Consider the following 12389-nt stretch of genomic DNA (forward strand, 5'->3'; position numbering starts at 1 on the left):
CTGTGGTCGCGGGCTGAAGCACCGCGCTACGGCTAGTAGGTGGCACGGCCGCCGCTTAGGTCGTAGATGAAGCCGGTGGTGAAGCTGGCTTCCTTGCTGCAAATCCAGGCGGCTAGATTGGCGACTTCTTCGACCTCGCCGAGGCGGCCCATGGGGATCTTGGCGGTCATGTAGGCGAGTTGTTCTTCGCTGGTGTCGGCGTTCATGGAGGTGCGGATGACGGCTGGAGCGATGCCGTTTACGGTCACGCCGCTTTGGGCGTACTCCTTGCCCAGTCCTTTAACGAGCCCGATGACGGCGGCCTTGGTTGAGGTATAGGGGGCCATGCCGGGATTGCCGTCCTTGCCTGCCATGGACGCGAGCATCACGAGGCGTCCGTAGCCGTTCTTTTCCATGTGAGGGAGAAGAGCTTTAGCGATGAGGAAGCTGCTTCGCTGGTTTACTGCGTACACGCGGTCGTAGTCTTCGACTGAGATCTCCTCAATGCGTTTGCCGGTTGGTCCGGCGATACCTGCTGCGTGAACGGCGATGTCGATTTTTCCGAGATGCTCGATCGCGGAGGAGAGCTTTTCGTTTACTTGGGATTGCTCGCTTAGATCGCAGGTGAGCGTGTCGCAGCTTAGGGCCTGATCAATGAACTCTAAGCGGGCTCGGTCGAGAGCTTCCTGGGACAGATCGAGTAGGGTAACGTGGGCGCCTTCCTGACTTAGTCGCTTGCCGATTGCTTTTCCGATATCGCCAGCGCCTCCGGTGATGAGGGCGGATTGGCCTGTGAAGCGACTCATAACGGGTTCACTCATCTGCGATCACGGTTTGGGTTTGGGTTCCGAGCCCCTCGATGCTGAGAGAAACAACATCGCCAACTTGTAGCCATTTCTGAGGAACCATGCCTGCCCCGACACCGGGAGGTGTTCCGGTGATAATGAGATCTCCGGCTTCGAGTGTCATGTATTGGGAGAGGTAGTGAATGATTTTGGAAACCGGAAAGATCATGGTCTTGGTGTTGCCGTTTTGCATGGTCTCGCCGTTTACGGAGAGGGTCATTTGCAGATTTTGTGGATCACCGGCTTCGTCAGGGGTGACTAGCCAAGGACCCGTGGGGCAAAAGGTGTCGTGGGATTTGCCCTTGGTCCATTGGCCTCCGTGCTTGAGTTGAAAGGCACGTTCTGAAACGTCGTTGGCGACAGTGTATCCGGCAACGTGAGACAAGGCCTCCTCCTCGCTTTCGAGGTAGCGTGCTGTCTTTCCGATGACGATTCCTAACTCAACTTCCCAATCAAGCTCGGTGGCGGCTCGCGGCTTTCGAATCGGATCGAATGGACCGGAGAGTGCGGAGGTGGCCTTCATAAAAATGATAGGTTCATCCGGTTCGGCCATGCCGGCTTCTTTGGCATGGTCGCTGTAGTTGAGGCCGATGCAGACTATTTTTCCGGGACGAGGGATGCTGGAGTCGGCATCTTCTGGGGATGCTTCCAGGACGGGAAGGGTATTCGCTTTGAGAGCTGCTTCAAGTTTTGAGATGCCTTCGGATTCGTAGAATTCTCCGTCGAAGTCGGCAGTGATGCTTGAGCAATCGAGTAGTTTTTCTTCGGATACGAGAATAGCCGGGATGACATTTCCGTCTTTTCGGATGCGTAGGAGTTTCATGGTGGTTTTATTCGGGTTGTGGAATGGCCGCGGTGGGAGGTGGTGGGTCGACGCCCCGCCCTGCAGTTTAGGGTTATTGGTTCGTGGCGAAGTGGCGGGCTTCTTCGATGATCTGTTTCATGAGGCTGCCTGCCTTCTTTGCCTGACCTTTGTTGATGGCGGTTGCGAGGGAGAGGTGAAGTGGGACGGTGGCGTCCACGCCTTCGGAAAGATTGTGGGTGCGGGCTCGATTGAGGGAGATGAGAGGATTGAGCGTCTTCATCATTTGTTGCATCAGGACGTTTCCACAGGCGTCGGCGATCGCTTGGTGGAAGTCGAAGTCAGCTTCATCGTAGCGGTCGTACTGGGCATTTTCTCCGTACGTTTTGAGATCCTGGGCCAAGTTGAGAATCCGCTCTTTTTGTTCGGAGGTGGCTCGTTCAGCGCAGAGGGATGCGACGTTAGGTTCGACGCTGAGGCGAAACTCGGCGAGGTCTTCGAAGAATTTTCGATCCTTCTCGATCCAGCGAAGGACGTCGGTATCCCAGTAATTCCAGGATTCGCGGGTGAGAATTTGAGCCCCACGTTTAGGGCGGGAATCGACCAGACCCTTGGATTTTAGGACTTTGATGGCTTCTCGAACGACCGAACGGCTCAGGTTGTGTTCGGCTGAGAGTTGCTGTTCGGTGGGGAAGGGGCTGTCGGTGGTCCACTTTCCGCGGGCGATGGGTTTGCCGAGCTTTTCGACAAGCTCGGCGGCTAGACTGGATGGAGTTGCGGACTGCATTTATCTGAAAAGTCTTAATTGTCAGACAAAAGCAAGGTTGAAGTGAAAAGTGGCAAGGCTGCCGCCTTTGGTAGGCTGCGGATTTGGGGATATCGTGATGGGGCTTGGGCGTTGTTAGGCGGCTCGGCGCGCCGCCCTACAAGGTAGGGAATTTAGCCCATTGGGTAGGGGTATTGGGCGGAGATGGCGTCGATGCGGGCGAGTGTGTCGGCGTCGAGGGTTCTGTCTGAATCTTGGAGGCTCTCTTGGAGTTGCTCGACTGTATTGGCTCCGACGATGGTGGAGGCGACGTAGTCGTGTTGTTTGCTCCAAATGAGGGCTAGCGTGGCAAGGCTGAGGCCAAGGTCTGCTGCGATCGGCTTGAGGGCTTCTGTTGTGGATAAGGACTTCTCGTTGAGGAAGCGTTTGGCCATCTGGCGCTGGCGTTCGCCGGCACCTTTTGCGTATTGGGTGAAGCGGGCATTTTCGGGCTGAGGATCGACGTTGTATTTACCGGTGAGAACTCCGCCGCCGAGGGGCGAGTAGGGGAGAAGGCTGGTTTGTTCGCGGCGGCAGATGTTGGCGAGTTCGTCTTCGAAGCGTCGGTTGAGGATGCTGAAGTTGTTTTGGATGGACTCGTAGCGAGCGGTGCCGAGACGTTCGGCAGTGGCTTGGGCCTTCATGGTGCCCCAGGCGTTTTCGTTGCTGGAGCCGATGAAGCGGATCTTTCCTTCTTGAACGAGTTCGTCGAGCACGGTGAGCGTTTCTTCGTAGCCGAAGTCGTGGTCGGGCCAGTGCGTTTGGTAGAGGTCAATGTAATCGGTTTGGAGACGTCGTAGGCTGCCTTCTACTGCTGTTTTGATGTTTCGGCGATCGAGGCCAGTTTTGCCGGAGCGGATGGGTGGAGTGAACCAGGCACCGCCGGCTCCTGCTACTTTGGTGGCGATTGTGATGGACTCGCGTTTTCGCGTCTTGAGCCACTTGCCGACGATTTCCTCGGTACGGTGAACCCATTTCTCCTCTGGTGGTACGGGGTAGATTTCAGCGGTATCGAAAAAGTCGATACCTTGCTCGACTGCGTAGTCCATGATCTCGAAGGAAGTCCTCTCGTCGCAGGACGAGCCGACGGTCATGGTGCCGAGGCAGATGTCGCTAACTGAAAGGGAGGTGCGGCCGATGCGGTTGTGGTTCATATTTTTTTTGGTTTTGAAGTGAGAGGACGCGGGCTGAAGCACCGCGCTACGGGGAAGAAAAAAGCCCGGTTCGAGTGAACCGGGCTTTGAAAGTTTGTATTGGAGAAGCGACTACTTCTTCTTCGCTTCTTCGCGCTCTTGAGCTTCCTTGATGACGGTGTCGGAAACGTTCTTTGGACACGCAGCGTAGTGCGAGAACTCCATGGAGAACTGACCGCGACCGGAAGTCATTGTACGGAGAGAACCGATGTATCCGAACATTTCGGAGAGTGGAGCGTCCGCCTTGATCTGTACGCCAGTAGGAGTTGTGTCCTGCTCCTTGATCATGCCGCGGCGACGGTTGAGGTCACCGATAACGTCACCGATGCTTTCTTCAGCAACGAATACGTCTACCTTCATGATTGGCTCGAGGATTTGAGGACCAGCCTTTGGCATGGACTGACGGTAAGCAGCCTTAGCAGCGATTTCGAATGCAACTGCAGAGGAGTCAACCGGGTGGTAACCACCGTCTTGGAGGTTAACCTTAACGTCTACCATTGGGTAGCCAGCGAGTGGACCACGGTCAACGGAAGCCGCGAAGCCCTTTTCAACGGCTGGCCAGAATTCCTTAGGAACGTTACCACCAACAACTGTAGACTCGAACTGGAAGCCTGAACCTGGCTCGCCTGGCTCGATGGTGTAGTCGATCTTACCGTACTGACCAGAACCACCGGACTGCTTCTTGTGAGTGTAGCTGTCGGTTACTGGAGCAGTGATAGATTCGCGGTAGGCAACCTGTGGCTTACCAACTTCAACCTCTGCGTTGTAAGTACGCTTGAGGATGTCGACCTTAATATCGAGGTGAAGCTCACCCATACCCTTGAGGATGGTTTCGCCAGAATCTTCGTCGGTCTCAACGCGGAAGGATGGGTCTTCTGCAACCATCTTACCGAGTGCAACACCGAGCTTTTCAGCGTTGGCCTTGTCCTTCGGAGTGATGGCGATGGAGATAACTGGATCCGGGAACACCATTGGCTCGAGAGTCGCTGGGTTCTTCTCGTCCGCGAGGGTGTGACCTGTTTGAACAGTCTTCATTCCGAGGAAGGCGACGATGTCACCCGCCTGGCAGGAATCGACCTCAGAGCGGTCGTCAGCGTGCATCTCGATGATACGGCCGATACGCTCGGTCTTGCCTGTGAAAGTGTTGAGAAGCGTAGAGCCCTTGGTGATCGTTCCGGAGTAAACGCGGAAGAAGGTGAGGGCGCCGTACTTGTCGTCCATGATCTTGAACGCGAGAGCGCGAACAGGACGGTTAGGATCAACAGTACATACTTCGCCAGTTTCGTTACCTTCAGCGTCAACTTCTGGCTGTGGCTTAACTTCTGTCGGGCTTGGGAGGTAGTCGACAACCGCGTCGAGTACATTTTGCACACCCTTGTTCTTGAAGGAGGAACCACAGTAGGTTGGGAAGAAGTCGAGAGCGATAGTACCCTTACGGATGCACTTCTTAACGTCTTCGATGGATGGCTCGTTACCTTCGAGGTAAGCTTCCATGAGCTCGTCGTCCTGCTCAACAGCAGTTTCGATGAGCTTTTCGCGCCATTCCTCGACGGCGTCTGCCATGTCGGCAGGAACGTCTTGGATCTCGTAGTTCATTGGGTCGCCTGAGTTATCCCAGACCCATGCCTTGCGAGTGAGGAGGTCAACAACGCCAGAGAGCTCAGACTCCTTGCCGATTGGCAGAACCATAACGAGTGGGTTCGCGCCGAGGCGGTCTTCGATCTGCTTTACGACGCGGAAGAAGTCAGCGCCGATACGGTCGAGCTTGTTTACGTAAATGATACGAGCAACTTCAGACTCGTTGGCGTAACGCCAGTTGGTTTCGGACTGTGGCTCAACACCGCCAGATCCGCAGAATACACCAACGCCACCGTCGAGAACCTTGAGGGAACGGTAAACTTCGATCGTGAAGTCAACGTGACCTGGGGTGTCGATGATGTTGAAGCGGTGTGGCTCGTACTGCTGGGTGCTGCCTGGCCAGAAGCAAGTAGTCGCAGCGGACTGGATAGTGATACCGCGCTCTGCTTCTTGGTCCATGAAGTCCATGGTGGATTCACCTTCGTGTACTTCGCCAAGCTTGTGGATCTTGCCAGTTAGCTTGAGGATACGCTCAGTTGTGGTGGTCTTACCCGCGTCAACGTGGGCGAAGATACCGATATTTCTATACTTGGATAGGTCTGTTGCCATGGTCTTATTCCTTAAAGTTTGGCGGCGAAAGCGCTCGCGGAAAGGAAGTCGCGTATGGATTCTTTGCCCCTTGGCAATGCTATAATAGAGGGAGGGGGAAAAAGGCGCGTTTTCCTAGGGAAATCTCGGGGTGTTTTACAGGTCTGTTGAGAACTGTTTACAAAAAGGCTTCACGCCCTTTCGGGAGCGTGAAGCTAGCTTGGAAGTCTTTCGTAGGGAGCTAGTTTGAGCGTTACCAACTACGAAATTCGCTCGGATCTCTCAGCGCGATCGGATCGACCGAGGAGTTTATGCGCATGTAGGCGATGATTTCGTCTACCCATTTAGAGACTGTAGGGGCGTAGTAGCCGATTTCGGGCGAAACGGAGAGGACGCCACTATCTCCCAACTCTCCGAATACAGTCATCTTGCGGCCGGGGCCTTTGATTTCGACGGTTTCGTAGTAGGCGTTGGCCTGTTCGAGTTTCGGGATGAGCGTTTTTTCGGTGAGGGCGTAGGCCTTGGAGTCCGGATTCCGGATCAGCATGATGGGAGTGGAGATGCGGCTGATAACCTGTTCGTACATGTACTCGCGGGTGGGGTCGGTGCGGCTCCAGATCTCCTCAGAAGAGAGGGAATTGCTCCTGTCGATCACGCTCTGGTACGTTTTGGAGGAGAAAAGCAGGTAGGACGGCTCTTCGAGAATGAAGCCCGAGAAGTTGTAGCGGGATGTCAGGTAGACTGAGAGGTTCGCGTATTCTCGGGTGGAGAAGAGAAAGACGTTGTTGGGGTCGACCTGTTTGAGGTCGCGTACGCGGTTGAAGATGCCGATCCAATCCGCTGAGCGCGCGGAGCGAAGGGTTTCGAGGTCTTCCGCTACAATGTAGGCGACTGCGAATCCGTTGCCGAGCATGTTGCTGCCGAAGGGGGATTTTAGCAGGTAGGAGGCTTGTTGGAATTCTTTGATCTTCGCCTTCGAGAACCCGGCTAGGCGGAGGTTTGAGTTGTTGGCCATGCGGTTCGATTCGACGTCGAGCACGAAGACCGCCGGAACGTTTTTCGCTTTTTTGGGCACGCCGTAGACGAGTCGGATCTTGCCTCCGGAGTCGAGGCGGAGCGGCTTGGTTCGGATGGTCACGTCCTCACGCATGATGCGGCGACGGAAGGGCGAGGCCTTTTCGGGTTTTGCGGTGACGGTGGTCGAATCGACTTCAGGTGAGGCAGCGGTCGTTTCGACGGAGGTCTCGAATTCGCTCCAATCTTCGTCTTGGGCGAAGAGGCTGGAGCAAAGCAAGGCGACCAAGGCGAGTGAAAGGGCTATTTTTGTTGGTCGGCAATTGTGTGGCATGGTGTCTTGCGTTGAACGTTCTATTACTAAACGACGAACCGGATTCGGTATTGAATTTAACATCTTACTCCGGAAATTTCATGTACCCTGCTCCTGTTTGGCGGTTTTTTTATCGAGTCGTTCGAAAATTTCCTAAATTGCCTGCGGTGTGGGAACGTTGTCTGGGTGCCTTGGGTCCTGTGTGATTTCGCCTGCTTCTTGGAACGAGCTGATCGAGAAGCTGGATTTGATGGTTGCATTAGGCATCCCCAATGGAATTCTACGCAGTACTGCGATATTCGTCTTGTGATATATTTTCGTTTTATGAAGCCCTTTTTCCTTTTGGCTGCTCTGGCCACCGCTGTGTTTGCGGTCGCGAGCGATTTTCCGGGTTGGCAAGGGCTCCGAGTTATCAAGGTCGATAACGGAGCCTACAAGATGCTTCCGATCCGCGAGAGCAAAGATGGAGGCGACTCGTTGCTGGTGGTGGAGACACGCCAGTCGCGGCTCGATTTCTACCGCTACGTGGGCAAGGGGGATGCCTTGGACCTCTCGAGTGTAGAGAATCCCAACTATCTGCCGATGGCGGAGGATTTTGAGAAGGAGGAGCTGCCTCTACCTCGTTTGCCGCAGGTGGCGTCGGTCTACGATGTCGAGGGCGATGGAATCGACGAGATTTTCTTGATCCAGTCAGACCCGCGAAAGCTGGTTGTCTTGAAGAAGTCGAAGAAGGGCGAATGGGAGTCGATCAAGGAATGGGAGGTGTCTTCTTCGGAGTTGAGCACGCATCGCCCGATTTTGGTGAGAAAATTCAAGAAGGATCTGCAGATTCTGATTAGCTTCAGCGATGGTATTCAAATCTTGGATTACGATACGCCGGAAGAGGTGGAGTGGCTGCAGCCGCGCGAGCGCGAGATCGAACGAAACCGTTGGTGGCTCATCGACTTGGACGGGGACGAGGATCTCGATGTTATCGAAGCGCGAAACACGGTGAACGCGCCGATTCGCTGGTATGAATCGGAAGACGAATTGTTTCGCCCAGCGGCCAGCATTTCTGAGGAGATCACCAATACGAACGTAGCTCGCGCCATGCGTACGAGCGAAGGTCCGAAGATCGCTTTTCTAGGGGCGAATCAGGCGAATACGATCAGTTTTTACGAGTTGGGCAAGGGAGAGAAGTCGCGTTTTGGGAAACGCAATTTGCTGCCGCTCACGCAGCCGGACTCCGGTGGTTGGGCGACCGTGAAAATCGACGGCAAAAAGTCGATCGTGGAGCTCGGCCGAAACAAGCCTATCCTCAACGTCTATTCCGAGACGGATGGATTTTGGAGTTTCGTGAAGTCGTTTCCGGTGCTGCAGGACGTGAAGGCGATTCGCTCTGTGGGCGACAAGGCGAGGACCCTGCTTTTCCGAGTGGAGGACGAGGGGCATATTTATCAAAGCCGCTGGGACGGCGCTCGTTTTTCGTTTCCCAAGCGGGTGGGGGATCCGTCGGAGGATTCTGGTGACTGGAAGCTTTTGGCGTTCGACCAGTTTGGGGCGGACACTTGGTGGGTGACGCAACGCGGTAAGTCGCTGGTGCTTTCGGTTTGGAACTCGAAGGCGAAGGAGCCGCGCGAGCTGGAGTTTTCCGGACTCGACGGAGACTACGAGAGCTGCGTTTGGCTGGGCGGCGAGCGTTTGCTGGTGAAAAAGAAGTTTTCGAAGACGACCTCTATCTGTTCGCTCGGGGAGGATGGAAAGGCCAAGCTCGCCACCTCTCGATTCAAGGGGGCGGATATTCGCAGGATTCGTCTGCATGATGGTACGCTGTATCTCGCGGAGAATGGAGTCGTGCAGAAGCTGGACGAGAATTTGGACGTGATCGACCAGATCATGTTGGAAGGGGACTATTCGATTCGCTCCTTCGCTCCTGTGTCACGCTCCGAAGCCTATGCTTTGGAGTCCGATGGAGAGCACATCCACCATTTGAAGATGGATAAGTCTGGCATTTTCCAGACGGTGAGCCGCGATTTGGTGCCGAACACTTTGAGAGTCACCGTTGACTCGGTTTTGGGTCTGACCTTGATCGGGGCGAACTCGATAAATGTTCCTTCCTCTGGCAGTTCGGAGCAGCTCGTGCTCAGCTCCAAAATCGACCCTAATGAGCATGCGGGGCGCGACTACGAAAAGAAGACCTTGGGTACTTTGTTCAGCGTCGATGTCGATGGTGACGGGATCGACGAGATCGCTACGGTCGACTACGGGCAGCGCGATATCATCGTCTATGGAGAGAAGGGCGATGGCTACGAGGAGGTGATTTCTTGGAAAGTCTATGACGATGGAAAGTATCCATATGGTCAGGACACGAATAATGGCCGCAACAGCGTAAATCCCTACCGTATGCTGGCGCTCGATTTGGATGGCGACGCCATTCAGGATTTAGTTTTGGCGAGCCACGACCGTATTTTAATTTACTTAGCAAGGGACCCAGAATCATGAGGAAGTATTTCGCTGCCATGGCAGCTATCGTTATCGCAACAAATTTGACCGCGGTTGGATTTGATCGGCTCACCTTTCAAAACGGGACGGAGATCGTAGCTGAGATCCTCAAGCAGGATGACGAGTTTGTGGTGCTTGATCTGGGGTTTGACGTGCTGAAGATCCCTTCCGAGCAAGTTTTGACGATCGAAAAGGCTGACCCTGAGGAGCGTGTGGAACAGACGACGGGCACGGCGCTCTACGCGACGGGGCGTCTCAATGCGGCGCCGGTCAACGAGCTTGTGAAGCGTTATGGCGATTCGGTGGTGATGGTGAAGACTCCGAGTGGATTGGGTAGCGGATTTTTTATCAGCGAGTCTGGGTATTTGATAACCAACTACCATGTTATCGAGCGTGAGACGGCGGTGACGGTTAGTATCTTCAATAAGACGGATTCGGGCTACGAGCGTAAGGAGCTGAAGAAGGTCAGAATCGTGGCTCTGCATCCGGTTAGGGATTTGGCTTTGCTGCAAATTGATGAAGAGGAAGCGGAAGACGTGGCTATCAAGCCAGTTGTTCTTGCGGAAGGCGACGGAGTCGACGTGGGCTCGCTCGTTTTCGCCATCGGCAATCCGCTGGGGCTCGAGCGTTCGGTGAGCCAGGGAATCGTTTCTTCGCGCACGCGCTCGATCGGCTACTTGCGCTTCATCCAGACGGATGCCGCTATCAATCCAGGCAATTCTGGAGGTCCTCTTTTCAATGCGCGGGGCGAAGTCATCGGAGTCGCCTGCGCGGGGCATGCGATGTTTGCCGGTTTGGCCTTTGGCATTCCAGTTCAGGAATTGATCAGCTTCTTGGAGAACAAGGAGACCTACCTTTACGACGCCTCTTTCCCTCAAAATGGAGTTAAGTACCTTGCTCCTCCTTTCCGTGAATCCATGGAAGAACCCGAACCTACCAACTCCCAATCTAGTGAAGAACAGAAATAAGTTTCTCAGCGGTGTCGTCTCCTTCGCCGCTTTAGCCACCAGTTCGTTTGGTGCTCTCAATTCCCCATTTGAGTCTCTTCCAGCAGAGACGATCGCAGCTTTCCGCTTCGATAATTCCCCCGAAACCCTCGAGCAGTACGTCGACAATACCAAGATGGGGCAGCTTCTGTTCTCGGACGAGAAGATCGCGGAGTACAAGGCCTTCATCGAAAAGCTGATCGAGTCTGAAGAGGCGGGAGGAAACTTTATCCAAAAGCTGGGGGAAGTGGGGCTCGAGCTCGATGATTTGTACGAGATGGCGACGAGCCATATCGGTGGGGCGGTGGTGGATCATCCGGTCCCGGGGCACCTCTCGATGCCTACCATTTTGATTTGGGCTGAAATGAGTGACGGCGTGGCTGAGCGAGCTTTTCAGGCCGTTTTAGAAGGCTCTGCCGAGAACGAAGGAATTGAGCGTACGGACTTGGAGCTACCGGGAGGGCCGGGGGCTCGTATCCGGAAAATCGCGGATGGCTCTTCATTCTTGGTCGCTCAGATTGAGAACCGTTTCCTTTTCGCGATCGGAAACGTACGCGAAGAGATCGCCGATATGGAGGCTGCTCGGGTTTTTGAAGAGGCGGAGCTTGAGGCTCTCGGCTTGTTCATGACTGCTCAGCTCGAAGGGGGCGGAGAATTCCTCAGCGATTTCTATGCTGATGCTGGGGTGAGCTCGGTCCGTCCTTCTTACGAGACGCGTTTGGAGTTGCTGGGTGACGTGCAGAGATTGCTCGATTTCGTGCCTCCACAAAATCGCCAGATGGTGGAGTCGCTCGATATCAATGACTTCAACAAGATCGGTGTTTGGAGTGGCTTCGTCGACATGGAGGAGCGTTCGATTCTCTATTTCGGAGCGCCTGCTCCACGTAAGGGAGTGGCAAAGCTGTTTGAGAACGAGTTTTTCGAATTCCAGCCACCGGCTTGGGTGCCGAGCTCAGTCAACACTTACACTGCCGCTTCTTTCGATATGATGAAGCTCTACGATTTCGCTTTGGAGACGGCTAAGAAGTTCGCTCCGCCGGAGCAAGTGGAGCAACAGCTTGGCATGGTCAATGCCCAGCTCCAGATGAGCTTGCAAACGGACATCGAGACTTTGCTGTCTTCGTTTGGTACTCGGATTCACATGCTGGAGTATCCGATCGAGCTCGTATCGGTTGATGTTGGCGAAGGCAATAACGTGGACATCCCGCAAAGCTCTCAAGCGATCGTGATGGACTTCACGCGTCCGGAGATTTTGCAGGCTGGCATGGCGATGATCGGCGCGATGGCGCAGAATCCGGCCAGCGGTTTCGAGCTGGTGGACGAGATGGGATTTTCGGGCGTACGCATGAAGCAGCCAGGTCAAGGAAGCGTCACGATTGCTCATGGCCTAGGGAAGCTCGTTTTCGCGATTGGCACCGACAATACTTCGAGCCGGATTTTCTCGACATTGACCACTGTTCCGGAGGGCGAGGATGCCTTGGCAGGCAATTCCGAGTTGCGCGACTACCTCTCCGAGGCGGGCGTGAAGCAAGGGACTATGTTTAGCTACTCCCAGGGCGATAAGGTGTTGAAGAATCTTGTCCCGGTTTTCCAGACCCTTTCCGATACGATGAGCACGGCGGCGGGAGAAGACGCCGGTGAATTGGTGGATGATTTGGTTAATCTCCTGCCTAAGGAGGAGGAGCTCGAGGGCTTGCTCGGCATCACTTTCAGTCGGATGTACTACAACGACGCGGGTATCGTCCTCGAAGGGATCAACCAGTATAAGTAGCCTGTCCGCTGATAAACTTTACCTAGGCCGTCCC

The 12389-nt window shown here is 54.7% G+C and carries 9 protein-coding genes; 3 read left to right on the forward strand and 6 right to left on the reverse strand.

Annotation, left to right across the window (positions count from 1 at the left end; all coding sequences use genetic code 11):
* Positions 1-32: 32 nt before the first annotated feature.
* The 6 genes from JIN87_RS19595 to JIN87_RS19620 all read right to left on the reverse strand — a co-directional run bounded on the left by JIN87_RS19595 (position 33) and on the right by JIN87_RS19620 (position 7138).
* Positions 33-800, reverse strand: coding sequence for an SDR family NAD(P)-dependent oxidoreductase (locus JIN87_RS19595; RefSeq protein WP_200357311.1), 768 nt, complete (start codon positions 798-800; stop codon positions 33-35).
* A complete protein-coding gene (locus JIN87_RS19600) occupies positions 793-1647 on the reverse strand; it encodes a fumarylacetoacetate hydrolase family protein (RefSeq protein ID WP_200357312.1) in 855 nt (284 codons plus the stop codon). The genes JIN87_RS19595 and JIN87_RS19600 overlap by 8 nt, the downstream gene beginning before the upstream one ends.
* 73 nt (positions 1648-1720) lie before the next feature.
* Positions 1721-2413 carry a FadR/GntR family transcriptional regulator gene (locus tag JIN87_RS19605; protein ID WP_200357313.1) on the reverse strand — a complete coding sequence of 231 codons (693 nt, stop codon included), beginning with the start codon at positions 2411-2413 and terminating at the stop codon, positions 1721-1723.
* A gap of 152 nt (positions 2414-2565) precedes the next feature.
* On the reverse strand, positions 2566-3585 hold the full coding sequence (locus JIN87_RS19610) for an aldo/keto reductase (RefSeq protein ID WP_200357314.1): 1020 nt from the start codon (positions 3583-3585) through the stop codon (positions 2566-2568).
* Positions 3586-3696: 111 nt separating this feature from the next.
* Complete coding sequence (gene fusA / locus JIN87_RS19615; RefSeq protein WP_200357315.1) at positions 3697-5811, reverse strand: elongation factor G; 2115 nt, start codon at positions 5809-5811, stop codon at positions 3697-3699.
* A 232-nt stretch (positions 5812-6043) separates the two neighbouring features.
* Positions 6044-7138, reverse strand: a complete 1095-nt coding sequence (locus JIN87_RS19620; protein ID WP_200357316.1) for a hypothetical protein — start codon at positions 7136-7138, stop codon at positions 6044-6046.
* Between the two features lie 303 nt (positions 7139-7441).
* Between JIN87_RS19620 and JIN87_RS19625 the strand changes: the two genes are divergently transcribed.
* From JIN87_RS19625 to JIN87_RS19635, 3 genes are read left to right on the forward strand one after another with little or no spacing between them, the layout of a single operon-like run.
* A complete protein-coding gene (locus JIN87_RS19625) occupies positions 7442-9598 on the forward strand; it encodes a hypothetical protein (RefSeq protein ID WP_200357317.1) in 2157 nt (718 codons plus the stop codon).
* Positions 9595-10566 (forward strand): S1C family serine protease, encoded by a 972-nt coding sequence (locus tag JIN87_RS19630; RefSeq protein ID WP_200357318.1) that lies wholly within the window; start codon positions 9595-9597, stop codon positions 10564-10566. The genes JIN87_RS19625 and JIN87_RS19630 overlap by 4 nt, the downstream gene beginning before the upstream one ends.
* Positions 10550-12355: a hypothetical protein gene (locus JIN87_RS19635; RefSeq protein ID WP_200357319.1), complete on the forward strand. Its 1806-nt coding sequence runs from the start codon at positions 10550-10552 to the stop codon at positions 12353-12355. The genes JIN87_RS19630 and JIN87_RS19635 overlap by 17 nt, the downstream gene beginning before the upstream one ends.
* Positions 12356-12389 lie beyond the last annotated feature (34 nt).

The organism is Pelagicoccus mobilis (assembly GCF_016595505.1).
GTDB classification, from domain to species: domain Bacteria; phylum Verrucomicrobiota; class Verrucomicrobiia; order Opitutales; family Opitutaceae; genus Pelagicoccus; species Pelagicoccus mobilis.

Coding starts and splice junctions, on each gene's coding strand:
- JIN87_RS19605 (WP_200357313.1), bottom strand. CDS start 2,413: ATGCAGTCCGCAACTCCATCCAGTCTAGCCGCCGAGCTTGTCGAAAAG.
- JIN87_RS19630 (WP_200357318.1), top strand. CDS start 9,595: ATGAGGAAGTATTTCGCTGCCATGGCAGCTATCGTTATCGCAACAAAT.
- JIN87_RS19595 (WP_200357311.1), bottom strand. CDS start 800: ATGAGTGAACCCGTTATGAGTCGCTTCACAGGCCAATCCGCCCTCATC.
- JIN87_RS19620 (WP_200357316.1), bottom strand. CDS start 7,138: ATGCCACACAATTGCCGACCAACAAAAATAGCCCTTTCACTCGCCTTG.
- JIN87_RS19625 (WP_200357317.1), top strand. CDS start 7,442: ATGAAGCCCTTTTTCCTTTTGGCTGCTCTGGCCACCGCTGTGTTTGCG.
- fusA (WP_200357315.1), bottom strand. CDS start 5,811: ATGGCAACAGACCTATCCAAGTATAGAAATATCGGTATCTTCGCCCAC.
- JIN87_RS19610 (WP_200357314.1), bottom strand. CDS start 3,585: ATGAACCACAACCGCATCGGCCGCACCTCCCTTTCAGTTAGCGACATC.
- JIN87_RS19600 (WP_200357312.1), bottom strand. CDS start 1,647: ATGAAACTCCTACGCATCCGAAAAGACGGAAATGTCATCCCGGCTATT.